General features: G+C 40.5%; 24 protein-coding genes and 1 pseudogene. 4 read left to right on the forward strand and 21 right to left on the reverse strand.

Annotation, left to right across the window (positions count from 1 at the left end):
• Positions 1–15 precede the first annotated feature (15 nt).
• Complete coding sequence (locus LEP1GSC203_RS19605) at positions 16–285, forward strand: hypothetical protein (RefSeq protein WP_232225883.1); 270 nt, start codon at positions 16–18, stop codon at positions 283–285.
• Positions 286–311: 26 nt separating this feature from the next.
• On the opposite strand, the gene LEP1GSC203_RS13010 is transcribed toward LEP1GSC203_RS19605, so the two are convergent.
• From LEP1GSC203_RS13010 to guaB, 3 genes are read right to left on the reverse strand one after another with little or no spacing between them, the layout of a single operon-like run.
• Complete coding sequence (locus tag LEP1GSC203_RS13010; protein ID WP_002974355.1) at positions 312–992, reverse strand: 16S rRNA (uracil(1498)-N(3))-methyltransferase; 681 nt, start codon at positions 990–992, stop codon at positions 312–314.
• 4 nt (positions 993–996) lie between these two features.
• Positions 997–1,770 carry an outer membrane lipoprotein-sorting protein gene (locus LEP1GSC203_RS13015; protein WP_002974206.1) on the reverse strand — a complete coding sequence of 258 codons (774 nt, stop codon included), beginning with the start codon at positions 1,768–1,770 and terminating at the stop codon, positions 997–999.
• 9 nt (positions 1,771–1,779) lie between these two features.
• The gene (guaB, locus tag LEP1GSC203_RS13020; protein WP_002974250.1) at positions 1,780–3,306 is read right to left on the reverse strand and encodes an IMP dehydrogenase; all 1,527 of its coding nucleotides are present in this window, start codon (positions 3,304–3,306) and stop codon (positions 1,780–1,782) included.
• Between the two features lie 97 nt (positions 3,307–3,403).
• Between guaB and LEP1GSC203_RS13025 the strand changes: the two genes are divergently transcribed.
• Positions 3,404–4,561 carry a DUF1577 domain-containing protein gene (locus tag LEP1GSC203_RS13025; RefSeq protein WP_039937841.1) on the forward strand — a complete coding sequence of 386 codons (1,158 nt, stop codon included), beginning with the start codon at positions 3,404–3,406 and terminating at the stop codon, positions 4,559–4,561.
• Position 4,562: 1 nt separating this feature from the next.
• Here LEP1GSC203_RS13025 and LEP1GSC203_RS13030 read toward each other — a convergent pair whose 3' ends face one another.
• From LEP1GSC203_RS13030 to LEP1GSC203_RS19870, 3 genes are all read right to left on the reverse strand, one after another.
• The gene (locus tag LEP1GSC203_RS13030; RefSeq protein WP_039937843.1) at positions 4,563–6,500 is read right to left on the reverse strand and encodes a B12-binding domain-containing radical SAM protein; all 1,938 of its coding nucleotides are present in this window, start codon (positions 6,498–6,500) and stop codon (positions 4,563–4,565) included.
• A 45-nt stretch (positions 6,501–6,545) separates the two neighbouring features.
• The gene (locus tag LEP1GSC203_RS13035; RefSeq protein WP_002973685.1) at positions 6,546–7,805 is read right to left on the reverse strand and encodes an EAL domain-containing protein; all 1,260 of its coding nucleotides are present in this window, start codon (positions 7,803–7,805) and stop codon (positions 6,546–6,548) included.
• 192 nt (positions 7,806–7,997) lie between these two features.
• Entirely contained in the window at positions 7,998–8,162 is a 165-nt protein-coding gene (locus LEP1GSC203_RS19870) for a hypothetical protein (protein WP_002973824.1), read from the reverse strand.
• Between the two features lie 79 nt (positions 8,163–8,241).
• Here LEP1GSC203_RS19870 and tmk point away from each other — a divergent pair, with 79 nt between their 5' ends.
• Entirely contained in the window at positions 8,242–8,847 is a 606-nt protein-coding gene (gene tmk / locus LEP1GSC203_RS13045) for a dTMP kinase (RefSeq protein WP_002974427.1), read from the forward strand.
• A gap of 1 nt (position 8,848) precedes the next feature.
• Here tmk and LEP1GSC203_RS13050 read toward each other — a convergent pair whose 3' ends face one another.
• The 9 genes from LEP1GSC203_RS13050 to LEP1GSC203_RS13090 all read right to left on the reverse strand — a co-directional run bounded on the left by LEP1GSC203_RS13050 (position 8,849) and on the right by LEP1GSC203_RS13090 (position 18,838).
• Positions 8,849–9,730 (reverse strand): class I SAM-dependent methyltransferase, encoded by an 882-nt coding sequence (locus tag LEP1GSC203_RS13050; protein WP_002973563.1) that lies wholly within the window; start codon positions 9,728–9,730, stop codon positions 8,849–8,851.
• A gap of 7 nt (positions 9,731–9,737) precedes the next feature.
• Positions 9,738–10,592: a metal ABC transporter permease gene (locus LEP1GSC203_RS13055; RefSeq protein ID WP_002974311.1), complete on the reverse strand. Its 855-nt coding sequence runs from the start codon at positions 10,590–10,592 to the stop codon at positions 9,738–9,740.
• Positions 10,585–11,298, reverse strand: coding sequence for a metal ABC transporter ATP-binding protein (locus tag LEP1GSC203_RS13060; RefSeq protein WP_002974235.1), 714 nt, complete (start codon positions 11,296–11,298; stop codon positions 10,585–10,587). The genes LEP1GSC203_RS13055 and LEP1GSC203_RS13060 overlap by 8 nt, the downstream gene beginning before the upstream one ends.
• Positions 11,276–12,220: a metal ABC transporter substrate-binding protein gene (locus LEP1GSC203_RS13065; RefSeq protein WP_002973557.1), complete on the reverse strand. Its 945-nt coding sequence runs from the start codon at positions 12,218–12,220 to the stop codon at positions 11,276–11,278. The genes LEP1GSC203_RS13060 and LEP1GSC203_RS13065 overlap by 23 nt, the downstream gene beginning before the upstream one ends.
• Positions 12,221–12,237: 17 nt before the next feature.
• Positions 12,238–13,593 (reverse strand): TonB-dependent receptor, encoded by a 1,356-nt coding sequence (locus tag LEP1GSC203_RS13070; protein ID WP_002974434.1) that lies wholly within the window; start codon positions 13,591–13,593, stop codon positions 12,238–12,240.
• Positions 13,594–13,615: 22 nt separating this feature from the next.
• A complete protein-coding gene (locus LEP1GSC203_RS13075; protein WP_002973853.1) occupies positions 13,616–14,362 on the reverse strand; it encodes a hypothetical protein in 747 nt (248 codons plus the stop codon).
• A 53-nt stretch (positions 14,363–14,415) separates the two neighbouring features.
• A complete protein-coding gene (locus tag LEP1GSC203_RS13080) occupies positions 14,416–15,372 on the reverse strand; it encodes an amidohydrolase family protein (RefSeq protein WP_002973982.1) in 957 nt (318 codons plus the stop codon).
• Positions 15,373–15,415: 43 nt separating this feature from the next.
• Positions 15,416–17,173: an acyl-CoA dehydrogenase family protein gene (locus LEP1GSC203_RS13085; RefSeq protein WP_002974175.1), complete on the reverse strand. Its 1,758-nt coding sequence runs from the start codon at positions 17,171–17,173 to the stop codon at positions 15,416–15,418.
• A gap of 126 nt (positions 17,174–17,299) precedes the next feature.
• Positions 17,300–18,838, reverse strand: coding sequence for a methyl-accepting chemotaxis protein (locus LEP1GSC203_RS13090; RefSeq protein ID WP_002974298.1), 1,539 nt, complete (start codon positions 18,836–18,838; stop codon positions 17,300–17,302).
• A gap of 107 nt (positions 18,839–18,945) precedes the next feature.
• Here LEP1GSC203_RS13090 and LEP1GSC203_RS13095 point away from each other — a divergent pair.
• Positions 18,946–19,204: pseudogene (locus tag LEP1GSC203_RS13095) on the forward strand (GTP-binding protein); the annotation flags it as partial.
• Between the two features lie 5 nt (positions 19,205–19,209).
• On the opposite strand, the gene LEP1GSC203_RS13100 reads toward LEP1GSC203_RS13095, so the two are convergent.
• The 6 genes from LEP1GSC203_RS13100 to LEP1GSC203_RS13125 all read right to left on the reverse strand — a co-directional run bounded on the left by LEP1GSC203_RS13100 (position 19,210) and on the right by LEP1GSC203_RS13125 (position 26,872).
• Positions 19,210–19,689, reverse strand: a complete 480-nt coding sequence (locus LEP1GSC203_RS13100; RefSeq protein ID WP_002973731.1) for a group II truncated hemoglobin — start codon at positions 19,687–19,689, stop codon at positions 19,210–19,212.
• Entirely contained in the window at positions 19,686–21,251 is a 1,566-nt protein-coding gene (locus LEP1GSC203_RS13105; RefSeq protein WP_002974030.1) for a HEAT repeat domain-containing protein, read from the reverse strand. The genes LEP1GSC203_RS13100 and LEP1GSC203_RS13105 overlap by 4 nt, the downstream gene beginning before the upstream one ends.
• A 109-nt stretch (positions 21,252–21,360) precedes the next feature.
• Complete coding sequence (locus LEP1GSC203_RS13110; RefSeq protein ID WP_002973673.1) at positions 21,361–22,869, reverse strand: di-heme oxidoreductase family protein; 1,509 nt, start codon at positions 22,867–22,869, stop codon at positions 21,361–21,363.
• Positions 22,870–22,895: 26 nt separating this feature from the next.
• Entirely contained in the window at positions 22,896–24,731 is a 1,836-nt protein-coding gene (locus LEP1GSC203_RS13115) for an RCC1 domain-containing protein (protein WP_084764954.1), read from the reverse strand.
• Between the two features lie 186 nt (positions 24,732–24,917).
• A complete protein-coding gene (locus tag LEP1GSC203_RS13120) occupies positions 24,918–25,595 on the reverse strand; it encodes a hypothetical protein (protein ID WP_002974401.1) in 678 nt (225 codons plus the stop codon).
• A gap of 11 nt (positions 25,596–25,606) precedes the next feature.
• Complete coding sequence (locus LEP1GSC203_RS13125; RefSeq protein WP_408605599.1) at positions 25,607–26,872, reverse strand: hypothetical protein; 1,266 nt, start codon at positions 26,870–26,872, stop codon at positions 25,607–25,609.
• Positions 26,873–26,897 lie beyond the last annotated feature (25 nt).

Raw genomic sequence — 26,897 nt, forward strand, 5'->3', positions numbered from 1 at the left:
ACGGAGTTTAGGAATATGAATCGTTTGTTTGTTTTGGTTGTATTGTGTTTTGTCATGATCTTCTCTACATCTTGTCAAAAGAGAGAAGACAAAACCGTGGAAAGAAACCTCTTTACTTTCCTACTTACATGTACGGGGGGAAGTCTCACAGCCTGTAACGCAGATTGTGCAGCCAAATATCCCGATGTGACTGGAGATAATTACCCAGCAGCTTCTACATGTTTTAGTGCCTGCTCCACCAATTGTAACTTATCTACCACCTTACTTTTACTGACTAACAAGTAGTAAGGATTGGTTTTTTTCTTTAGAATTTAAGTTCCATACACGAGGAAACTGGCAGCAACAATGCCTGCCGTTTCCGTCCGGAGCACCCCACCAGGAAGAGTGAGTCTTGGAATCTTGTTTGTTTCCATCCAATCTTCCTCATCCGTATGAAATCCTCCCTCAGGCCCAATGACAGGAATTTTTCCTGATAGAGAACTGACTCGAAAAACTTCCGACCTGTGCGGATGAAAGACCACCAAACTCTCTTTATGCGCATTCATCCAATCATTTGCCGTTTCTATCGAAAGGGTGAGTAGTTCTGTTTGTTTGGACTGGGCGGCCGCTTCCTTTACGATTTTTTCGGCCCTCTCTAAGTTGAATTCTTTACGAATGGAATGTCGAAAGACAAGAAAAACAACAGCATCGAGTCCGATCTCTGTTACCTTTTGTAAAAAAAAATCAAAACGGTTTCCTTTCGGAAGGGCAATGGCTACCGTTTTCCGATCCGTTTTTCTTGGCACTTGGGTTTCGTTTAAAAATTTTAATTCTTTGGAATGAGGAGAGAATTGGTAATCGTAAAGACCACCAACCCCATCCCGAATTTGGATGGTGGTATCTTCCTTACTCAGTCGTAAGGCACGAAGGTGAGCCATCTCTTCAGGAGATAGAACAATAGTGGGTTTTTTGGAAAAGCCAGTGCGAAAAAGAATGAGTCCAGGCTCTAACAAGGGTTTATCGACTTAAGTTATCCACGGCAAACAAGGAAGCATCAGGATTGACAGATTTATCCACTTCTTGGATTTCCCAAACGGTGATACTACCTGTATTCAAATCTAACATCTCGAGCCGAGATGCTTTTTGAATTTCTTCCACCTTTCCTGAAATTTCTTTTACCTTTACTGGTCCGTATTTTAGGTTCAATGTTTTAAATAAAATTCCATCTCGATCATGAAAGTCAACACGGTAAGGTTTTAAATCCTTTTTCCCAATAAGAAGGACTAACTTTTTATAAAAATATGGAAGGATTGGTTTTAAAGAAACTCGGTAATACACTTCTCCCCCAATTTCTAAATCAGCATTCACAAGGGGATTGTAGTTGGCCTGATAAGAATAACCCGAAAGATCTACATAAAAAAAACCTGTTCCCATCAAAGCTTCATACTTTTCATCATCTGTTTTTCGAAAGAGTTTGGCACTGAGAACATTGAAGAAAAAAACATTTTCCCCTTCATCTTTGGTTAGAAGTTTGGATTCGAGTCCCCTTCCTTTTCTGTCAAAAAGAAGGAGTGCGTCTTCTCCATTAAAAAACCGGTTGATCTTCCAAGTTTCTGAAGTTCCATTCCGACGAATGAGGACATAGGTCCCCTTCACAAGACCTTTTCCGAAATCCAATTCTCGGTCAAGCCTTGCTAAAAGTTCCTGCGCCGATAAACTTGTGTCAGGCGGCGCTTGGGCATCCATCGAAACAAAACTAAAAAAGAATATGAAGGTCCAAAGTTTTCGCATGTATAATTTTTATTCCGCTCTCATCGAAGGTTTTGTATAAGAATACAACCCATGAACACTACCTTGTGCTTGGGCCGACTCCGTCCTTCGTTCAAAACGAAGTTTGCCTTCCCGTAAAGCTTTGTGTAGATCGGGAATATTGCGAAATCCCATGTCTTGGAAACTTTGTCTGAGTCCTTGCACAAGGTAAGGAATGAGATTAAGGACAGAACCCTTATCCACAACATATCCAGAAACACCTTGTGCCACTTTGATCTTTTGTGATTCAGAGAAATACCGTTTGTCTCCACCTTTACTCATTGCTTCTAAACTTGCCATTCCTCTGTATTTCTTTAGACGAATTCCATTTTCATAAAAATACTCACCAGGAGCTTCTTTTGTTCCGGCAAACATAGATCCCATCATACACATGGAAGCACCAATCGCAAGAGCATTGGCAATATCTCCAATATTGGAAATCCCTCCATCAGCAATCACAGGAACACCATGGGCTTGCGCATACTCCGCTGTTTTGAATACAGCAGTTGCTTGTGCACGACCCACAGCCATAGTATCTTGTGTGATACAAATAGATCCAGGACCCATACCTATCCGAAGTCCATCCGCACCCGCTGCAATTAGGTTTGCTGCTTGTGCTTTGGTAACTACGTTTCCACCGATGACATCGATATTTGGAAAATTGGATTTAATCCATTGGATCATTTCCATTTGGTAACTAGAGTTTCCTTGTGCAGAATCAATAATGATAGCATCCACTCCCACTCCGGCAAGGGCTGCCATTCTTTCGCGTGACTCAGGTAAGGTGGAAAGAGCGGCTCCCACTCGCAGTCGTTTTTGGTTATCTTTGGAGGATTGAGGGAATTCTTTATTTTTTTTCAGGTCACTGCGGCAAATGAGAGCCACAAGTTTCCCTTGTTTATCCACGATGGGAAGTTTTCCTTTTTTACTCGTGCGAAGTATATCATTAGCTTCTCTTAAACTAATTCCAACATTTGCAGTGATAAGTTCTGTGGTCATCACCTTACCGAGTTTGATGTCACGATCTCTTTCAAAATCTACATCTCGGTTGGTAACAATACCAACTAACTTTGTGTTGGCGGTTCCATCTTCTGTGATTGGAATTCCACTAAAACCGTATTTTTCTTTTACAGCGTCCAAATCAGCAAGAGTATGTTCTGGAGAGAGTAGAATCGGATCTTTGATAAATCCATTTTCGTATCGTTTTACTTTGCGAACAAGATCCACTTGTTCATCGATACTGTTGTTATAATGTATAATTCCAATTCCGCCCATAAGTGCTTGGGCAATCGCCATCTCCGACTCTGTGACTGTATCCATGGGGGAACTCATCAGCGGTCTTTTGAGTGAAATATTTTTGGAAAGTTTTGTTTCTAGTTCCACATCACTGGGGTTAAAGTCGATAAAACCGGGTAGTACTAAAAAGTCCCGATACGTGAGTCCCATGTTGACCGAGAAGAGCTCTTGTCCGTTGACTCCGTCGAGAAGCTCTTGTCCTGGTAGGGGTTGATTTGACATAATTATCCTTCCTTTTTCTACTTTAGGTAAGAAAACTCTCCTTGCAAGAGAATTTCAGGAGAAATTCGTCCGATAATAGTAAGTAACACGACCTTTTATGGAAACTCTAGAAAGAAGTAAGCGATCGTTGGATGTTTTTTCCGACAAAGAAAAAAAACTCCATGTTTTGACCAAATTTTTATTAAACCAAGAATTGAGTCTAAAGGACAATATCCATTCTGGGGAAAGTTGTTTTTTAAAAAAAGTTTCAGCAGACGGGAACAAAGTCCTTATCAGCGTACGTCCAACCCTAACCCTCTCCGTAGGTCAAAAAATCACTCTTTATAAAATTTTAGGAAGATACCTGCATTTAGAATGCACCGTCGAACAAGAAAAGGCGGAATCCCAGTATGTTCTTCATTTAGACAAAATCGCGATTGCTAAAAAAGATAGGGAAAGTTCCCGGATTCCCGTTCCTCCTGGTTCTGCTTGGATTACGAATGTAGTTTCCAGTAAGGCAAAAATCGAAACGGATATGTTCCATGTCCCAACGGCCGTGAAAGTGAATTTTCAGGACTATGAAACGAAATTAAAAGACACTGTTGATTTCATCAAAATATCTACATTTAATTCCAGCGATGACACAGAAATCATTCGCCAAATCAAAAAAACAAAAAAGGGCCTTCTCCTTGAAGATGCCACTGACAGAAAGTGTTACGAAACTTCTCCCAACGAAGATTTTTTGGTATTTTCGGAAGAAATCGAAGAAGATATCGATAAAGAAATCAATAACAAACGAAACCAAAAAATTAAATCAGAGCTCATCCTTCCGATTCTTTATCTAACCGATGAAGAAGAGTCCATCCCTATTGGTTACATTCAAATGCAGAGTAAAACGGAAACCTTTGATTTAATGAAAGCCATGGAGATGAAAACAGTTTGTTTCGAAATGGTAGACCGGATTCGTCATTCCAATATGATCAAATCAGACGGAAAATTCCCGGTCATTGATATTTCCGAAGGAGGACTAAAAGTAATTGTGGACCATCCCGATTTAATCCAAAGTCTTCCCAAACTTTCTGGATTTCAATTTGATATCTTTTTTAAAATGCAATCTCCCCTGACAGCTTTTGGAACCATTAAAACAATTACCAAAAATGAAGAAGGCCACCTAACAGTGGGCCTAGCGATTGCCGGCCACTCCTCTCGTTCTGGGGAGAAAAAAAGATTTTTAGAAAATGTAGAGTTCTTTCGAAAACAAAATCACAAATCGTAAATTATAATTCTCCGTAACCGAGAACTTCCATCGACCACCTCTCTTCTAATTTTCTGGAAGAAAAGGTAATGGATTCTGGATCCATTTCTTCTTTTAAAAAAGCAAAGTCCGGACCGTCCACTTCCTCTCCTTCAATTAAATAGAAGGCTTCTCTTGTAGGATCTAAACTTTGGATACTTGTGGTTCGGATTTTTTCATAAATTAAGTAAGATGTAGAATCTAATTCTTTCTCTCGCCAATTCTTAAGTTCAGTATTGTTTCCATCGAAAACAAAAACCAAACGGTGTTGGAGGTTTTCTCCTCTATGGGCCAAAGTGCGAGAAAGATAAGAATTTCTTTGTGTTTCTAATAGAGAAACCAAACTTTCGATTTCTTTGGATTTTGGAACACAGATCAGAGGCAAAACAAAATCTATCGTACAAAACGGCTCAGCAGTGATTCTTTCCTTAATCAACAAAAGGATACGAGAAAGGTCTTTTGTTAGATTATCTGAATGGAACCAAACACTGTGATGGCGACTCCCCGACAAACTGGACCACTGAGTTTCCAAAATAGGATTGGTTTCTGCTATGGGAAGGGTATTGGAATTTGTTAACACCAAATCAAAACGGTCGTTTTTCTTTGGAATGGCCGCACATAAAAATGGTCTTGGGAATTCATCCAAACGACGTTCGAGTAAGTCCTCGGCAAAAAACAAGGACTCTGTTAAATCACGCGAACTAAAGGTGGGAGTTTGGATGATCCGATACGGCGGGGTTGGCATAAAGGATAAACCTTCTTTTTCAGCATCCCTACGCATGGCAGTTCCAGGAAGGACAGATAGAGGAAAGGCCTGCACCCATTCCCCAAGCCCATGTTCCAAAAAGAAATGAATTCCCCGTTCAACATCGTCTGGTTTGTCACCGGGAAGTCCAATGATGAGATCCAGAAGTAACTCAATCCCCTCACCTGCAAGCATCTTGGCTACTTCTGCTACTTTGTGAGGACTCCCGTAACGTTTCACACGTTTCAGAGTTTCTTCGTTGACTGATTGTAATCCAAGTTCCACGCGAGTGAATCCCGCCTTACGAAGCTTTGTTGCTAGTTTCGGTGTCACACCTTCCGAACGTAATTCGGCAAACATTGACATCTTTCCATCCGAATTCACTTCCGCAATGGCATCTAAAAAATTTTCAAATCCAGGCCTATGGTTGAAGGTGGGATCCAAGAATACTAGTTCGCGAGCCCCCTTTTCTTTTAAGTTAGAAATGAGTTTTATGGTTTCTGGAATGTCTAGGGTACGGAGGTTCTGTGAAGATTTAGGATAAAAACAATAAGTGCACTGTGACTTACATCCCCGCACTGTTTCTAAATACGTGGAACGTTTGGGGTCCACTTGTAAATGTCCCGTTGTATAAGGAGAAGGAAAGTCAGTTAAAGGGAAATCCGCTGCCGCCTGTTTACCAAACGAAGAGAGTGATCCATTTTCCTTTCGGTATGCTATATTTTCCAGTCCTTCTAATGAAGACTTCGAAAGTATGGTGCGCATCAAGTTTCGAAAACTATGTTCTGCTTCCCCTGATACTGCAATGTCATACCCACTTTCACCGAGGACATAAGGATTGTCTTCGTTTACTTCGGGCCCACCAATGAGAATGGTTGTCTCTGGATTTCTTTTTTTTACTTCTTTAGCAATGTAAAGGCTACGTTCCGTATTCCATAAATAAAGAGAGAGTCCTAAAAAATCAGGACCTTCTTTTACGATGCGGTCAATGAGTTCCCGGTCTCCTAAGGAATCAGTATCTTCCGGCGAAACCACATAAGGACTCAGTCCAAGGACCGGGTCATCTTTGGATTCCAGACAACTCGCTAAACTAGCAGCTGCTAGGGGAACATTTCCTGTGGCAGCATAGTAGGACGGAGGTGGTACCGGTAATTGCAAAAATTGTATTTTTGCCATAGCTCCTGCCAGATTCCAGCCAGAGAGAGATTTTCGCAAAACCTTTCAGGAACGAGACACGACCACATCGATAAATAAAATCAAATTTTCAGAGAGATTTCTAGCAAATGTCCTTAACATCATCCGTTCTGAAATGTCGTGGTACATTTGGGAAAGAGTCCAGGCATCTCGGCTAGTTTTAGATTTGTGAAGGTGTTCAAAAAAATAAGGCCGAAACGACCAGTTTTTGCCCAAAAAAGAATAGTCCGGTTCCATTTTGCCTGACTTGTCTCGGGAATAGTTTGGAGAAACTTGAAATCCAAGAGGACTTGTGATGTACATCCGAAAGAAATCCCCATCACCAAAGACATTAGTTTCAAATCCACCCTTCCATTCCCAAATTCCATTCTCTTCTGTAAACCCCATCATAATTTCAGAAAGTTTGTCCTTCCAGATGGTCTCCCATTCAATCTGACGGTTCATTTCGCCTTGTTTACGAGCATGAAAGTATTGTAATGAAGACTGCATCTCCATTCTGTATTCAAATCGTTTCGCAAAAAATGGTTCTGGTTTGGCAAAATAAAATCCTTGGATGTATCTGGCTCCATAGTTTAAAGCATTATAAAGTTCATCTTCCGATTCGATGCCTTCAAAAAGAAGACTGCTTCCCAAAGATTCACCTAACTTTGATAGGTTGAGTAAAATTTCTTTGAAGTTTCTTGAGAAGGTTGACCTTCGTAACATTTGTAAATCGACTTTGATAATTTCAGGATGGAAAAGACCAATTCGGTCTAAGTTACTTGCTTCCGAACCCGCATCATCAACGGCAATCGAAAACCCTTCTTGCCTATACAACTGCAAAACAGGTCGTAAAAGTTCTAGATTATGCGGGAACCGTTCCTCAGTAATTTCAATGACTATCCGCTCCGGATCCAGACCCACTTCTCTCACCATCTGAATGGTTTGGGGAAGTTCTGTTTCCAATTGTAATAGAGCATGGTACATAACGTTCGGTGAAATGTTTAAAAATAACTTGGTTTCTGGTGGCGCTTCTTTTGCAAACTTTTGTAAGGCGGCCATACGGATTTCTTCGTCGACTTGTTTTTTTAGGAAAAATATTTCGTCGTAACCAAAGGTTTGGGACAAAAAGAATTCTCCAAGACTTAACAGTCCTTCCGGTGTGGAAAGACGCCCCAAAAGTTCATAGCCGTAAATGCCAGTGGATTCGGACGAAAGGATGGGTTGGAATACGGGAACAAGAGTTCCTCCGGACAACCAATCTTTCCAATCTCGTAGGAATTTATGACTTTCTCTTTCTGTGATCATAGATGGATACAGACTTTATATTGCAAGATCGGTACCAGTAAGCATTGTAGGGTATTTTACTGCATTTTGCTTAAAGGAAAGGCAATAAGGAACAAGGAAGGTGGGGAAATGTTAATAATGCTTACTAAATAAGCAAAATGAGAAAAAAAAACCATCCAAGTTGCCCAGGATGGCTTCCGCTTTGAGTAGTAATTACTTAATGTCTCTAGCTCTTGTTTTGAATGAATCATCCAATTTTGGCTTTTTAGAAGGTTTTGGTTCTTCCACAACTGGCGTTTGTTTAACTTCTTCAGAGGCACAGTTAATCATAAATACAGCCAAAAAAGCAATGATCAGCATAGACGAAATTTTTTTCATGTTTTTGCTCCTTAGACTAAATTGCCGAGTTTAGTAAATAAGTCGAGGAAAAAACGACCATTCTTATAATGGAGGGGATATGCCCCAAAATAATCAGTTCTTTGTATTTGAAGGGATCGATGGTTCCGGGAAAACCACCGTCTCTCGTTTGGTTTCCGAAGTGCTTCTCACAAAATCCATCCCCAACCTCTGGCATAGAGAACCCACAGACAGTGTGCACGGAAAAAAGATAAGAGAGTTCTTACAAGGAAAACTCAAACTATCAAAAGAAGAACAAATTGAAGCTTTTATTGCAGATCGTGAATGTTCGGTAAATGAAATCATTCTACCTACATTGAAAAGTGGTAAATCTATTGTACAAGATAGATATTATTTTTCCACTGCTGCCTACCAAGGTAGAGATGAAGAACATGCTGCAGACATTTTATATAGAAACGAAGACAAAGGTTTTCCAGAACCAAACAGAGTGTATTTTTTAGACCTTTCTCCAGAGGAAGCACAAGAACGTCGCACAGGTCGTGGCGGAGCTGAAGAAGTATTTGATGAAGATTCTGAACAGTCTCGTATTTACCAAAACTATTTGGCGATTTTACCTGAGTCTACGATCTTCGTTGATGCCACGGCAGAACTCGACGAAGTTGTTGCTTTCTGTGTTGAGGATATTCTCAAGTCTCTCGAAAGTTAACTTAGTTTTTTACCATATAGACCATCATATCACCTAACTGAAACCATTTGACTAAACGGTCCATCACCCGTTTCCGGAGTTTGAAGAAAAATCCTGCTCCGGGACGAGTGGTCATCCCACTTCCATAGGTAAAAGAAACAGGTTTGTGGTAACCCAAAGACAAAAGTAGGTTCTTCAAACCTTTATAAGAGTAGTAGTATAGATGTTCGGGAACATTTAAATACCTCCAACTGAGTCCGCCAAGTTTTGCCAAAAGACCATAACGGCAAGTGGATAAAATAAGCACTCCCCCAGGTTTTAAATGACTTTTGATTTTTTTCAAAGTTTCTTTTGGACTGTGCAGGTGTTCGATGGTGGCCCAAAGTGTGATCACATCAAACTGGTTTTGAAAGTTTGGATCCCAATCTAGAAAGTTCTCTTGAAAGATATTTAATTTTAAAGTTTCCCTTGCAAATCGAACGGGGCCATCAGCAATTTCAATTCCATACGCATCATAGCCCCGATCCTTTTGGTAGGCCACAAAATAACCCGCAGCACATCCAATGTCCAAAGAAGAAAGTTTCGCTTCTTTGGCAAGTCCTGAGATTCGTTCTTTTTCCCAAAAGAAAAAATCTAAATCTTTTAGGTTCAGTTGGAAAACACGAGAGATCTCCGCACGTAATTTATCAGAGTAATAATTGTCATACCCTCGTTCTGTCCTTTGGGTAAAATAGGAATCATCATAGTATTTTTTTACGTCAAGGAAGTTTGGTTGGGGATTCACTTGCACAAGTCCGCAAGAATTACACTCAACGATTGAGAAGGATTCACCTAGTGGGCTTTCTTTCGTAAATATAGGACGGAAGCGGTTTTGGCCGCAGCTATTGCAGGGAATTAGTTCCACAGAATACCTATCGGACAGATTTGGAAAAAACGGAAGTAGTTAGAAACCGAATGAGGTGGAGAAAAAATGCCAAAACACAAAGTACAAGGATGATGCTGGACGATGTTGGAAAATAAATGAGCTCACCATTTCGTTCGATTCCCACCAGTGAAATTAAAAAACCGGAAATAGTCGCAAGAACCGAAAACAAAGCACAAACAAAAGTCAGGAGTTTTAAGGAACGAATGAGAGGGAGTAAGGCAAAGACTGGCAATATCAAATGAGCAATGCTATAAAATGTTCCGAGTAGATTTACCGCAACAGTGAGAGAGGCAGCAAGGATGATATAAAACAAAAGATCAAAGGGAAGAGGATTTCCTACTTGGATTTTGTATTCGTCCCTATCAAAACTAATAAAAAGAAACCTTCTGAAAAAACTCAAATAGAGGATAAAAAAGAAAACTGCGATATAAATCCCAAAGGAATCGGCTCTTACTTGGGAAGTTAATATATCTCCAAAAAAAGCAGCCATCAAATGGTTTTGTACATTTCCTCCCAATGCCAACATGAATTGAGAAGCCGCAGAAAAAAATACGAAGAGAATGCCGAGGATGACCTCTTCTTTCAGTCCGCGTAGTTTTCTCACATACAATAGAGGAAACACTAATACACAGGAAAATACAATCGGGAAAATTTCACCAGGCCACTCCATAAACAAGGATAAGGCGACAGAAAAAGTAACCGCTTGAGACAAAGTCACTCCAAAGAAAGTCATCCCTCGAAGTACAATTAATATCCCAAGAACTGAAAGCAGTGCTCCCACAAGGCTACCCACAACCATTTGTGGTAAAAATAAAGTCCAACTAGAAAGAATATTAGTCATGGTGGTGGCAGTTTGGAGGCCTTTCTCCACTAGTGATATTGTAGAGTTTACCTTCGTCTATTTCGTAAATTTCATCAAACCCAAATCCCCAATCATGTTCCAAACTATGAGTGATAAAAAATAAAGAACGATTTCCTTCTTTTAAGTATTCCGATAAAACAGTTTGAAAGAGTTCTCTGGCATTATGGTCCAAAGAATCCATTGGTTCATCCAAAAAAATTAAATTGGCTTTGGTAAGAAGAGAACGAAGGATTAGGACTTTTTGTAATTGCCCCCCACTACAAAGGGAAATTTGTTTTTTCAATATAGAACTAACACCCGTTCTTTCAATGAGAGCCATATCTTCCTCAGAAAATTTCTTTTTAGGAAGAAAACTAAGTCCAATGTTTTTTGGCATCAAAAGTACATCTTGTACTCTCAAAGGAAATTCCAAAGACATCCGTTTGGCTTGCGGCACATAGGATGTAGTGATTTCTTTGGAAAAGGAAATTTCCCCCGAAAGTGGAGGCAAAAGGTCGGTTAAGGTTCGGAACAGTGTGGTTTTACCAGCTCCGTTTCCCCCAACAAGTGCATAGGTTTTGCCGGAATGGATATGCAAATGGATGTCGGATACTACAGGAAATTCTTTTCTGTAACCCACGGACAAAGCATCGGTATGGATAAAGGTAACGGGAACTTCGCTTTTATTTGGTTTTGTCGCTTGCATCTCGTATCTTTTGTAACATCAACCGAAGTGTGTCTTCATAAGTAAGAGCCTCTGGGCTACCGCCCACGGAAACAGGCAATGTGACTACCACAGAACCTGGAACTTTTGAGGATACATACTCTGCATACTTTGGATTATGATAAGGACCAATCAAGATAATTTTTATCTTTTCTGCAGTCATATAACTAATCACTTGATCCATATAACGGACAGAAGGTGGAACTCCAGGGCGTTCTTCTATCGTTAAGTTTGCATTGAATTTAAAACGAGCTGCTAAATAAACAAATTGGTCATGGAAAACGGCTACTTTTAACCCAAAGTAAGGTTCCATCTTTTTCATTTCTTCTTTGGTCAATTGGATCAGTCGTTTTTTAAAAATATTAAAATTACCCTCGTAGTATTCTCCGTTCAAAGGATCCACTCGAGTGAGAGCATTTTTTATATTTTGGGCCATTTGGATGGCATTGATGGGATCATTCCAGTAGTGTGGGTTTCCATAGATATGCATGTCCCCCATGGAACGATCCATCATCACCGTTGGTTCCCCAAGGATTTTTACTCCAAAAGATGTATCACAATACCCGGGTTGGCCTTTTTGAATTTTGATATTACGGGATTGTTGTTGGAGATACGGAATCCAACCAATTTCTAAATCGAGACCAATCACACAAAGGACATCGGCCTCGCTTAGTTTTACAAGAAAGTCAGGCCTTGTCATCACAAAGTGGGGGTCGTCTGTTCCTCGAATCATTCCAGAAACCTCTGCCCTGTCCCCTGCGACTTGTTCTGCAATGTATTTGATGTCGGGAAGGCTTGAGACAAGAGATACCTTAGCTAGGAGGGTTTGATTAAAAAAAATCGACAGAATAAAACTGAGAACGATACGTTTAGAGAACTGATTCTTCCATACTGTCTGTGACATGATTTGCCTCTTTTGATTTAATAACTATGTGCTGGGTGAGAACCAAGAACAGCAACTGTTTGAATATAAAACCGATACTCTCGCGTTTCTTCCCCTGAAGACCGTGAATAATCTTGTATGTAACGTCTTTCTATTGATCCACGCACCTTACCAAATTCAGAACTATGGAATGTCATTTGAAATGACTGAGCTTCAATTGCATTTTTTGCGGGATCTCCATTTTTATCAACAAGGGATTTGTCCGTAAAATAATCATAACGAAAACCAACAGACCACAGTTGGTGGAATTTAAAATCTAAAAATGCATAAGCGCCCCACTGGTCTTTGGAAGGAGCTTTGAATTTCTGAAAAGTGACAGGGTCCATACTGGAAGGAAAAATTTCTTGTTGGTACCAACCCTCTGCCATAAGCATAATTTCACTTAAATTAGAACGGTTCCAACGAAGGACTGCATCCATCCCATACAATAACCTTTGGTTTTTTCTTTCCGTTGTGGGTTCAAATCGAATTCCCGAAAATCCAAACTGAGTTCCCCAGTTGTTACCAAAATAGTAAAAATGTTTTAAGTGAGCATAGAGCAGAGGATTATTTTTTTGGATCCCGCCATCGTGTGAGTGTCCCCATTTTCTTCCGTTTGTGGCACCTAACACTAATTCCTGAGTAATGAATTTCCAAGGAAATAGAATACTAAACTCAGCGCCGGTATCAATTGCAGATTCCCAACCGATGAATTTTTCGTGAACAATCGGTGTCATGGTAAAAGCACGGTCATGAGCATGGATTTTATTCAAACGACCCACATCAATGAACATCTGCCCTGCTTTAAGAGATGTATTAAAAGGTAAAAAAGGAAACTGTACCCAAGCTTCATGGACTTCAAAAAAATACTTACCATTTTCACCGTGAGCAGCACCCACAAAATTTCCACGCATCCACTGATCCACAGCACCGTTAAACCCAAATTCGGCGGTCCGAATATCAAGTTGGTTGTCAATTCGTTCGCCAGTACCACGAGGTTTATTCCGATCCCAGGCACCAACAATGTCAATGGCCGCGTAAGCATCCATCATAAGATTTTGCGCCGAACGATTGATCTGTTGGTTCGACTGGACTGGTGAAGAAATCCCTCGACTACCTTCCGTTCCCTTTTCTCGTTTTTCTTGGTCTTGTAGGTCCTTTTCTAAATCGGCTTCCCAATCGGAAGTGACAGTATTTGATTTAGAATCTGAGCCCGCATTTTTTTTGTTAGTTTGTGATTTGTTTTCTAATTCTTTTTCCCATTCCGGAACTTCCGCTAAAAGAAGGGCTGAAAACAAAAGGGAGAGAATCACTCCCCCTATCTTGATTTTAGAAAAACGATAGTTTGGTTTCACGTTGTCTTATATAAAAATGAATCTATTGAAAGGAACCTGCGGTTCCAATGTTACTGGAATAGATTGTAATCGATTTTATGGTAGCCTTGTTGATCCGCAACCCAATTCTATCCCCACCAAAATCTGCAGCAACACCATCTTCTTCGAATTGGTATGTTCCTCGGCTAGCGACAGAACAAGCGGACTCCCAACCAAACACATGAGCATTCCCACTTTCTTGGTGAACTTCCAAACAGAGTGTTTTTTCGGAAGATACAGTCGAAGACCAAGTTCTTGAAAGTGTTGCTAAAGCTGAATTGGTACCATTGGATGCGATTTTATTCACAGTGGTTGGTAAAATATGAAATCCAGGTCCGCTTAAGTTTGTTGTAGAAGGAAGGATCGCATCAACACTGGAGTCTCCCTGCGAAAGCACATAGACAATTTCAATACTTGCTTTTTTGTCTCCACCAAGACTGGATAAACTAGATGCATTCGTATAAACAGTAGAACTAGATCCAGTTCCTACGAGCCCACCACTGAGTGAAACGGAAGAGGAAGAAAATCCACTGGCGGCAAGGGCTGCATTGGCATCACCACGACAAACAGTGAAATCAATTTTTCTTCCAGAAGACGGTGCGGAAACATCAGTAACAGTACAACCTGCGTTCAAAAGAAGTGCATAGATTGCATCCGTATTATCTTTCTTATCTTTTGATTGAAAGAGTTCAGCACAATGCATCACAGAGAGAAGGATGGTAGAATATAGGAAAAGTTTGGCAAATTTCATAAATACCTCTGTGGGACAATCATTTGCAACACTGTTGCAAATGCAACCACGTTTCATTTAAAAAATAAGTTTTCTGCGTTTTGGTAAAGAATTTTTTGTTTGGCAAGGTCACTCATTGGTAAATCCAAAAGCCGGGTAATGGGGTGATTTAAGTTGTAGGGGATATTCGGAAAGTCAGATCCAAAATAAATTTGGTCCTGGTAAGTTTCCAAATAGGACACAGCAGCGTCCACATCTTCCGCCTTTCCTGTCGCAAGGAAGTCCACAAAAACCATAGTGGTATCAAGTCCCAAATTCGGATAGGTTGCCAGTAACGAAGCGTAGGCGGAAATTTCATGAGCTCCCATATGGGCTACGATGACCTTTAAGTTAGGGTAAGTTTCCAGAAAAGGTTGAAAGAATTGGATGCCTGTAAATTCGCCTGGAAGTGGGGCCGTACCCGTATGAATGAGAATGGGAATTTGTTTCTTTTGCAAATACTCGAAGGTATCTGCCAGTTCTGGCCGGTTTAAGTTGAGTTTGGAAACTTCGCAGTGGAGTTTAAAACCACAAAATCCGTATGTTTCAACAGCTTTCTTTACATAAGTTAGGACTCCTTCCTCTGGATAAAAAGTTCCAAAGGGAATGGCTCCTTTCCAATTGCTAAAGTTCGCGTAGGTCCAATCATTTAAAGAAGAAGCCATGCCGATTTTGTGTGCATAGTTGAGAGTGGTAAACCGTTCGATCCCATTATGATGGAGGCGCTCCACTCGTTCTTTTTCCGGTAACCGGTATCCAATGGCCCAGTTCACATTGTCGAACCAACGCCAAATGAGTTTCATCACTGTCTCTGGAAAAAAATGAGTGTGGATATCAAAAATATAAGGAATTCCTAAACTACGAATTCGCTCCAAGTGGTCGGGCGTTTCTGAATCTAGGATGGGTGGATAAGAATCTCCCCTCCATAAAAAGGGGGATGAGATTCTTGTGTCGGGTTGGTTGGAAGATGTTACACCTTCCTCTTCTTCCATAAAACAAGCGTAACAAGGAAGAAGAGGATTTGTCTCTACAGGTTTATGCAGTGACTGGCGTTTTTTTCTTTCCACGAATCTTTGTTAGGTTCGCTGCAAGGATTGCTGAACTGTCAAGAATGTAGGCATCAGCAATAGACTTACGATAAGTTCTTCTTTCTACCTTAGAGCGACCAATACTTCTTTCGAGTAACAAACTATTGTGAAAACGTGCTGCTGATTCAACAACTTCAAAAGCCAACTCTTCACGTAGAGGAGTAGAATCAATTTCTGCAAACTCTGCCACAACTGATTCAAATTGTTTGAATAGGTCATTTAAACCATTGCTTGCAGCAAAAGTCGCCATTTCCGATTTTAAGTATTCACGGTAGATTCCTGTTTCTGTCATTCCAGAAACAATTCCCCCAATACAAGCAACAGTCTGTAACTGAGTGGTTCCTTCGTAGATATTGGTGATTCGCACATCACGGTAAAGGCGCGCTACATCATAATCTTCAGTGTATCCTGATCCGCCGTGGATTTGCATTGAATCATAAGCCACGAGATTTGCCATTTCCGTAATATAGTATTTAGAAAGTGGAGTGAATAGTGAGGCAAGTTTTTCCCATTTTTTGAAAGATTCATCTTTTTTGATGTCCTTTTCATTGAGACCTTTCATCTTTCCTCGTTCTTCTTTCCAACGATACTGATCCACTGCAAAACTTGCTTCATACAAAATACAACGCATTGCAGCCACTTCTCGTTCCATTCTTTCTAACATTTTTTTCACCGCAGTGATGTTGTTGATGGTTTTACCAAACTGCACTCTTTCTTCAGCATACTTTTTACCTTCGAAGTAAGCCGCAGTAGCAATCCCCATCGCTTGGGCTGCAATGTTGAGGCGTGCTTGGTTCATCATGGCCATAGAATATTTCACAAGGCCTTTTCCTTCTTCCCCAATGAGAATTCCTGGACTGTTTTCAAAAACAACTTCGCAGGTAGGAGAACAATGAAGTCCCATTTTCTTTTCAATGGAAGCTACGAATACATCTTTGGAATGAACTAAAAAGAAAGATAGCCCACGTGCTCCACTGGTAGTTGTTCCGGTTCTTGCTAGTGTCAAAATAATAGAAGGTGCCGATCCAAACCCACAAGCATGAGTGATGAACCTTTTGGTTCCAGTGATCTTCCAAGTGCCATCTTCGCCTTTGATTGCTTTGGTTTGTAAGTTAGGAAGGTCGGATCCGTAGTTTGGTTCCGTGAGTGCCATTGCCCCACAAAGTTCACCTGCTGCCATCTTTGGAACAAATTCATGAATCATGGCATCGGTTCCAAATCTTTCTACAGTTTCTGCGAGGTTCATACATCCCAGAGTGATGGCAAGGGATCCATCTCCACGAGAAACACATTCGGATAACATGGATTGTACGACAGAAGGAAGACCAAGCCCACCGTAATGTCTATGGATTCCGTAAGGAAGAAGTCCTGCCGATTTTATTTTTTCGACCACATCCAACATAACTTTTGGAAATCCTACTTGTCCGTCTTTGTATTTCAGTCCCTCTTCGTCCATTTGTTTGGATATTTGAGAGATGTCGTTTCCGGCAATGTCCCCACCGGCTTCCAAAGTGGAGCGGTAAAATTCGATGGCATCTTCATAATTTCCGGGAGCAAAGGCGAGTTCTTCCTTTCCCGATTTTTGGTATTCTGCAAAGTCTTCGAAACCTTGTTCGTATTGGTCTACCACCTCGTTCCAAGGGGTAAGAGAATCAAAATGATCAATCAGGTCATCGTTATCGTTAAAATAGTTATTGGAAATCATACAGTCGGCTCCTTAAGCAGGACTTTCACTCAAAGATCAAACTAGGGAAAAGAATTACAAATAATTTTCCCACCTTCCCTGCTGAACGAAACCAAAGCTTGTTAAGTTAATGGTGTTAGACAAGGCTTAACGGATTCGGTTGGCTAAGTCTTGAATGTCCTCAATATGTTCGGCAAGCACCCTTGTATTTTCGGCTACCACTTGGACAGCGTCTTCGATACTTTGTGCAGCACGAGACACTTCCTGGTTCCCTACTGACTGTTCATTCGCAATTGATTCGAGTTGTGAGGAAAGCTCTTTTAATTCTTTTTGTGATTCTACAACCCTAGCATTTAATCTTTGCAAGTCGACAAACTTCTCGTTAAAACTAATCACCTTATTTTGAATTTTGGACATTTCCTTTTCTTGGTTCAGAGCCAGTTCGTTTGCTTCTTTTGCCGAAGCATTTCCTTTCACTAAATCAGATTTTGATTTGTGAATGGTTTTAGAAATGATACTTGCGTTGGTGGCAGAATTTTCAGCAAGTTTTGCCACTTCACTGGCTACAACCGCAAACCCCCGACCATGTTCCCCTGCTCTTGCCGCCTCAATCGATGCATTGAGAGCAAGTAAATTTGTTTGGTCTGCAATTTCTTTCATGATCTGGTTTACATCTTCCACTTTCTGAAAACTCGAACTTACTTCACCTAAAATGGTATTTAAGTTTTGCATGGAGTTCGTCACCAAATTGCTAAATTTAGAAGACTGGTTGATTTGATCCGAAATAATATCAATCTCCCCTCTTACAGTTTTTACAATTCCTTCTAAGGTTTGGCTTTCTTCATTCAATGTTTCAATTCGATTGTATTGGTCTTTGACAAAGGATACAGAATTCTCTGTGGATTGTGAAATTTCAGTTAAGGAAGCAGAGATTTCTTCAATGGAAGCTGCCTGGTTTTGTACAAGACCATTCAAATCATCAGCAAAAACTTTAAGAGCGGCAACGGATTGGTTTAAACTCTCTCCCGTTTCTACCATAGCCTCTTTTTGTGTTTCCATTACTTTTGTATGTTCTTCGGATGTTTTTTTCCCGAGGACCGCCTCATCACGAATGGAAGTAAGTAGTCCCACCATTTTGCCAATCGTGATCGTTGCCATTAACAGAAAAAATACTTTTACAATTTCCACAGGTAAAGAAATCGAATAAGCCATTTTATGCGTATCATTACGATCCACAAATTCCATTCCAACCATCCCAGCCAAAATGAGAGAACCTATTTGAACCAATGTTAATAGAAACCCAATTACGTATGTTTGGCGGGATGAAAAAAGAAATCCTGAATATAATAAAATAAAAAAGGAAATGATATAATTCACTCCATCTTTCAAAGCAGAGGAAGCAATATCCAAATCCATGATACTTTGTCCCAAGGTATTGGACCCAATCAAAAAGATATCAATGATTACAAACCAAAAGGCATGGGGGTCTTTCCCGTTTTTTAATAGCCGATACTGGGTGAAGGCAACCACTCCATAAAAGAAAGTGGTAAAAAGCATCATAATGAGTTGGTCTTTATGAAGAGAGCCTAAACTCCCGAGGATTCCTAAAATAAAAATTACAAGAAGTGTGGAACGGATAGAGTTGATGGTCTTTGTGGCCTTCAGGTAGTACGGATCCAATTGCATAAGAAAAGGATCTGAATCCCAAGGGGGAATTGCAAGGATTTCCCTAGAATACGGAGAAATCCGAGGCTGAAAACTAAATGCAATAAAATTGCATTTAGGACAATCCTATGGCAGAAAAAATACCTGTGACTTTATTCTCTGGATTTTTAGGGGCGGGCAAAACTAGTGGCGTCTGGTAGTAGTTTCAGTCGTACAAGTGAAAAATTAGTCGAGATATCGAATGGTTGCCTATGTTGGACCCCTCGTGAAGACTTACTCATAAAAATCACCAAACTTGCTAAAGACGGAAAGTTTGATTCGATCTTGATTGAATCCACAGGAATTTCGGAACTACTCCCGGCAGAAACCTTTGCCTTTGAAGACGAATGGAGTTAGTTTTCTGAAGGCAGATAGGGTCCACCTGTTTCTCCCCAACCCCACTTTGGCATTGGTTCGTTTGTGTCCATTGGATTCACTTTCAACTGAGAGTTAATTACGGCAAGCCTTGTTCCCCATTCAATGTATCCTACAAATGCAGAACGAAACTCAGGATCACTTTTGAGACCTACTTCATCAGCAGTTTGTAAAAGTAAATGAACCCAACGTTGTCTCATTTCTTCCGTCAACATTTTCCCAATATGTTTTCCGATCATATGGGAATGACTTCCTCCGTCTTTCGAAGTATACAATGGATCTCCGCCAAAAACTTCAGCCACAAAATGAGATACATGTTTTACGTGCTCTGACGACATTTTTTCAAATACCTCACCGAGTAGGTCGTCTTTCAATACTTTACTATAGAACAAAGTAAACAAACCATCGAAAGTTTTTATATCACCGGCCCATTCGTATAAAGTTGGTATTTTTTTCATAAGTTCCCTTTCGCCCACCCATTCCATTCTTTTGATGTACGAAATTTTTTTCCTGTAATGGACATAAGTGCATAATAACTTAGTTTGCGTTTTTCAGAATCATCTCCATTAACAAACGTTAATAGAACTGGAATGGATTTTTTATCCTTACGTTTGGCGATTTCTTCCAATGCCGGCCTGTATACTTCTGCATCTTTTGATTTTGTTGCTTCTTCGATGATGAGACGTGCATCTTCTGTGGGAATCAAAGCCACTGTAGAAAGAATTTGTGGTGCCATCTTTGGTCTATCGGACAGTAAACTTTTTAGTTTGGGTAAACTCGTTGGATCAGCAATGGAACCCAAAGCTTCCAAAGCATAGACCATAAGTTTTGCATCTCCTTTGTCGAGAGCTTTGATGAGATCCGGCACCGCCTCTTTAGCTCCTAAAATCCCCAGTGCCCAAGCAGAACCATAAGGACCCTCGTTCGCACCCGATAATAAAATTTTTCGTAGAACGGGAACCGATGCTTTGTCACCAATCCAACCAAGGGCTTCGGCAAAACTATCTCGTTCTGGTGTAGATTCTTTTTCTAATAACTCTTCTAGGCGTAACCTTGCTTCTTTAAACCTTTGACGGCCTACAATCTTTGCAGCACTCCCCCAGTTCTTTGTGTCTTTTCCACTAAACAAACCAAAGGCTAACTGGGCTGCTTCTTTGGAAGGAATCGAACAAAGCACATCCGTTGCATAAAGTTTGGTTTCAGGATCGTTTGATAATAGGGCTTGGAAAACTTTGGGAACCACAGATGGATTTCCAATTTCAATAAGAGCCATTGAAGCGTTTTCTTTTCCTTTGCTATAAGGAAGGTTTAATGCTTTCACAAGCACATCATTTGCTTTTTTTGCTTTGATTCTGCCGAGTGCCAGGTAAGCTGCAGCAAGTGTTGGGGACTCGTCTTGCGTTTGGGTGAGTTGGAGTAAATAGGATTCAGATGTTGCGATTTTTAATTTTCCCAGTGCCATAGCATAGGTTTTGTCTTTTTCTCGATCTTTGTTTTTTAATGCCAAACTTAAGATTTGAGGGCCTACCGAATTGGCACCAATTTGCACCAAGGCATCTACGGTTTGTAAACGAAGAGTAGGATTAGTATCATCTAACAAAGAGTAGATTCTATTACCCGCAGACGGATCTTTCATCCGAGTGAGTGCATCTAAATATACATCTTTTGGATTTTCCTTATCCGACCATAAAAGATTGGCAATGGCAGCCGAAGAAGATTTGTCTTTTAAATCTCCGAGGGCAATGGCAGCACCTGCACGAACCCCTGGTTCTTTATCCAATAAAAGTTTTTTTAATTTGGGAATGGCCGACTTTTCTTCTCTACTCCCCAACTGTACAGCAGCTTGGGAACGAGTAAAACTGTCTGAAGAATCTAAACTTTCTAGGAGCTCTTTTGTTGTTTGTTCTTCTGACACAGTTTCCTCTACGGAAGGCGGTTCCTGGTTTTGAGGAACCGGATCACAATTCAAAAAGAGAGTGAGGGAGAAAAAAAAAGAAATCAAAAACCAAGTCTTTTGCATGCCAGACAAATTTAATAATTTAAAAACCTGCCTACAAGTGTTAAATCAAAAGCTTAGGATGAATTTTTTACAGATTCCTGTTTTTTTACATTCTTCCTAACTAGGGCTTTTACAATGATAATAAAAATCGAATCATACTGGCACGATCCGATACATTAAGTGCTTTAAAATAATTCTTACTTTTTTCTGCTTCTCCTCCATGCCAAAGGATTGCCTCATCCAATGTTTTGGCACGACCATCATGTAAAAAACGAGCTCTCCCATTCACTGCTCCAAAAAGTCCAATTCCCCAGAGCGGTGCAGTCCTCCATTCCCTTTCCGATGCTTCACCATCCGCTTTTCCATCACTGAGATCCTCTCCCATATCATGTAAAAGTAAATCAGTATAAGGACGTATGGTTTGATTAGAAAGTTGTGGGAAGGAAGCATTAGAAGAAGTTACCAACTTCTCCGTATGGCATTTGTTACATCCTGCCAAAAAAAAATGTTTTTTACCCGAAAGAATTACTGCCAAATTTGCATTTCTTCGGACAGGCACAGCCACAAGTTGCATATACTTAGTAATCGCTGCAATTTTTTCTTCAGGTACTTCGGGGTTACCACCCCCTGTGGAACCGGAACATGAAGACTGAGTGGAACTACAATTTTCTTGCGAAAACATAGGACTCGTAATTCCAATATCGCCGGAAAATGCTGCCGAATTTTGGCGTTTGAGACTGGGTGCATTTGCCTTCCATCCAAATCGTCCCAAAGACTTTCCGCTTCCCGTTAAGTCCCAAAGATAATTGGGCCTTCCTGAAATTCCATCACCATCTAAGTCCATTGGATCAGATTGAGAAAGTATACTCTCTTCTGGAACAGCTTCTAAAAGACCAAGACCTATCACTTGTTGGGTTAACCGAACTGATGTTTTGTGGCCAGAAGCAAATGGCCCATACCCAAGTTCACTAAATACCAAACTAGGTTTCCGTAGTGAATACGAACTACCATCTTGAAAGGTTCCACTAAAGGTATCGTATTCTAAATGGACAGTTCCTTCTTTTGTCACACCGGCCACAGAATTTGGTTGGAATTGTGACCCATACACTGGTTCTGGGTCGTTGCCTTTACTACCCACACCTAACCGTACCAAGGTGAATACCAAAGGATCTCCATCATCTTCGACCGCCCTTCCATTTCCCACATGACACCCTAAACAGGAATTGGAATGAAAGAAGGGACCTAGACCATCACGGTCTGGTAGAGTAGAAGAAAACCCAGGATTCCATGGAACTTCAAATACAGATTGTCCGACCGTAAAGTCAGAAATTGTTGTTAAAGGTGAATTTTTTCCAAACTGAAGGAAAGCACGAGCATCTGTTACAAAACTTGTCATTGCCTTTCCACCAGAGAGTTCTTCTCCCTCTTCATAGTCCCAAGGAAATTTTCCTGATTGGTTTAAACCGAGTAAAGCCAAACAATTGCCATCTTTACAAAGATCCTTTTCATTTGGACAACCGAATTCCGAGGTAAGATTATCAATATTTGACAATCCAATTCCCGTAGAACATGTGTTTGCTTTTAGAAACACACATCCATAGGAAGAAAAAACTATCAAAACCAGTAATAAAACTCTCATTGAAACTAATAAAAACAAAAGTAGAACTAGTTCGGAATGGTTAAAAAGATTGGAGTTGTGGCAGCCCAAGTTTCTTGTAAATCAGCGCGACCAATGGAACCTTTAAAATTCCAACCCCATCCATACAAAGAACCAGATTTAAGAATTGCAAAATTATGCAAAGCGCCACACCCAAAGTATTGGATGCCTTTCACTCCCACTACAATATCTCCCGGAGTATAGAGTTTTGCTGGAGTGGTAAGCCCAGTTCCTAAATTACCGCTGGAATTTGCCCCCCAACCCTTAACAGTCCCATCACTTAAGATTGCAAAACTTTGAGTTCCATTGGCCCATACTGACACTACTTGATAGAGGCCAGTCACGAGTGTTGGAGTAGGAACTGGGGACGGCGAACCACTTCCCCCAATACCCAACTGACCACTCGACGCAAGCCCCCAAGCATAAACAGTTCCATCATTTTTTAGAGCAAGGATATGGTCGCGTCCATTAGCTATATGTACAATTCCTGATAAAGAATTCACTTTTTTCGGTGTAGAGTTTACTTCAGAAGCTGTACCAAGAGTTCCATCTCCTAAATTTCCATATTGGTCTCTTCCCCAAACATAAACATCACCTGATTTTGATAAGGCGGCAGTATGTTCTGATCCTGCTATGACTTGGATGATATCGTTCGGAAGACCAGTCACTGTGACAGGGTTTGCCGAATATGTTCCAGCTCCACCAGAACCATTTCCCAGTTGTCCTACTGAATTAGAACCAAAGGTAACCACGGATCCATCTGATTTCAAAACAACAGCATGATCATAACCATAAATTCCCATCACAGCTCCACTGATTCCAGGAACCTTACGCGGAGGATTTCTTGGACCAGGATCAGCCGCAGCTGCTTGCACTTCACCGGTATTTCCCATACCCAATTGTCCACTGCTATTGGCTCCCCAAGTCCAAACACTTCCGTCCTCAGTGATAGCAAGAGAATTGTTTTGATTGAAACCAATAGATACAACTTGTGAGATCGTAGATAATTTTGTAATGGTTGGGTTAGTTAGATCTCCTGTGGAAGTTCCCGAACCAAGTTGCCCAAAATTATTTCGACCCCAAGTATAAAGGTTTCCGTTTACCACATAACCAGAATGAGATCCACCAGCGGTGATTCGATTTCCGAAATAAGTTAGGATTGTTTTTTTTGCAGACATTCCTGCAGAGTTTGTACAATGAATTTGAATTTTATTGGCACCTAATAGTGGTTTCATGGAAACTAAAGAGTTATTCTCTCCTTTACCGACATTAAAATTTTCTTTTTCTGTATTATTTTGTAAAACATGACAAGACAAGTTGTCAGCTGTTTTTATATTTAAAGGTAAGTCGTATGTTTTAACAATACTACCATCAAGGGGAGAAAGAATTTCAAACTTCGATCCCACATCACGACTCCCTGTAAGGGAAACGAGAAAAATTGTATCTGTCAGATGAGAGATGTCTTCAATTGAAGGTTCCAGATTTTCAGAAGAAGAAATTTTAAAGGTTCCCAGTAATTTCCCATTCACATCTTTCACATGGATTTCATAACTACCACTTCCCAAGGAAAGTTGCCAAACTCCTGTTTCAGAAGTAGTCGCTAGAGAACGGGAAGAACCAGAGATTTTTACACTGGATTCGGTCGCCAATTCTAAACTGGCATTAGGAATGGGGGCACCCGCTCCATCCGTTAAGGTACCAGAAATCGTGGAAAGGTTCAAAGTGAAACCAAGCAAAGCAAGGGCAGAGGGATCATTCGTTGCCTTCTCATTACAAAAACTAGTACAAGCAAGTAACGCTATTACCACGAAAGTCTTTCCTAGGATTTTTCTATATAAGTTCATGAAATCTGTTCTCCAGAATGGAAGTGACTCCGTACTGATACCGAGTCTCAAATTCATGTATTTTTTGAACGTTGTTCCTGTCAAGCACAGATAGAAATTTCTCTTGAAAGGGGGTCTAGGATAGATTAGGCAAAAAAAAAGAGGACCACTGGTCCCCTTTTTTTCTGTCACTGAATGAGAAAGTGATTAAGAATTAGGAACCTGGCTTCTTACTTCTTTTAAAGTGGCCAATTCCTTTTTCCAAAGTTTTAAATCTTTTTCTGCAGATACTTTGACATCACCTGCCGGTTGTTTGTTTTCCATCCAATACTCGACCATTTGTATCCTTGATTCTAATTCATTGATCTTAAAATCAAAATAAGCTTTTTGTGTTTTAGCCGATGGTCGGTCGGTAGCGTTTGGCTCTTCTGCGGAAGGTTTGTCCGACCATTTTTCTTTGGAAATAGATGCAGAAATACTAGCATCCATAGCAGTAAAAGAATCTAACATTTCGAGTTGTTCCTTCTCTTCTGCTTCAGTCATCCGAGTTTTAATTTCTCGAGGAATGTAGAAATTTTTTGGATATTTCGCCGCAAAATCTCTCCACTCTTCTTTTACTTCTTCTTTACGATTCGGTTTTTTTTCCAAAGCAAACGGCCAAAGTACCTCAGCCTGTGCCAATTCCAATTCTTCAGGATTGGGAGCGTCGGAAAACTCAGGATCATCAAACAATGAATTGGCGTGACTTTCTGAATTTCCGAAATCGGAATCGGTGACCTCTGTTTGTTTATTTGTTTTGTGGGAAGAGAACTTCCAAACAACATAAGAAAACAATACCAATAGAAATCCACAAACCGAAATGATACCTATAAACCGCTTGCTCATCTTTTAACCTCTTATGTAAAGATAGAAATTACCCAAGAAATTGCCTGACCAAAGATGTTCTCTGTAAGAAATTTCTTTAAGTCCACAGGATTTCTGTTGAGTGAATCATAATACCAAGCAGTGTATTCACTTACTTGAGGAATTGAATACCCATAACGAGTGTTAATTGCCTTGATTAATTCATTTGCGAATAGTGAATGTCCATACATGTTAGGGTGAACACCATCTAAACCAAAAACTCCAGGTTGGTTTGGAAGAGGCCAATTAGCTCTTGCGTTTCCAGGAGACCAACCTTCAGCACTACGAATCGGTCTTCCGTTTTCTTTTAAATCATCAAATATCACACGTAAATCAGCAACAGCAAAACGCATAGTAGCAGCTTGTGCTTTAATTTCGTTGTTTAACATATTTAGAAAAGTGGAAATGCTTGCGATTTCATTTGCATCAAGAACTTGATTTGGATCCGAAACAGAATTTCTAAAGAAAGCCTTGAGTCCGGTATAGTTTGCACGTCCATTAGGATCTTTGTAATTTTCGAGGAATGCAATGGCAGTTACGTTTGGAACGGTAAAAAGAACTCCACCTTGTAAGCTTCCCATAACAGACATTCTGCGGAAAAATTCACGAATATCTCTTTTGAATCTTGTTTCATCCAAACAGTCGGTTGATGTATGAAGTGCAGTACAAAGAACGTGGTTGGCTCCAGCCGATCCAAATAGAAAGGTAGGTTTTACTTTTTCCATTACTTGGGTCTGAGTACCTGCGTCACGTAGACCAAATCTATGAAACTTATCTGGTTCTTGGCAATCAGCAACTGTCACCCAACGGTAAGTATACCAATACCATTTTGCCCAGTACCATTCTTTTTCTTGTTTGGTGGCAGTGATATCTTCACATTTACCAGATGTTTTAAGAAGGCTTGTATACTCAGCTCCAGTGATACCTGCATGAGTTGGTAGAGAAACAGTAGAGGCATTTCCACCTATGATACTTTCTGCAATACAGAAAATTCCACAGTCCCATTTAAGCACGTCTTCTAAGTTTACAAATGGTCCCTTGAGAACGTTGTAAGAAACGGAAGCACCAGCTTGTTTACTGACAAGGACAGGATAGGCCCAATCTTGTGTTTTTTTCTCTACAGTGACTCCAAAGAAACCTTGGCTTAGGGAATCTCCCACGACACCCACTCTTTGGAACATTTGGCTTTGGGTCTGAGCAGAGAGAGACCCTGCGAAAACCAAGGACCATACCAGTCCTAATGCTACTTTTGCGTTCATATTTCCTCCCAATCGGAACATTTTT

Source organism: Leptospira terpstrae serovar Hualin str. LT 11-33 = ATCC 700639 (assembly GCF_000332495.1).
Lineage (GTDB): Bacteria > Spirochaetota > Leptospiria > Leptospirales > Leptospiraceae > Leptospira_A > Leptospira_A terpstrae.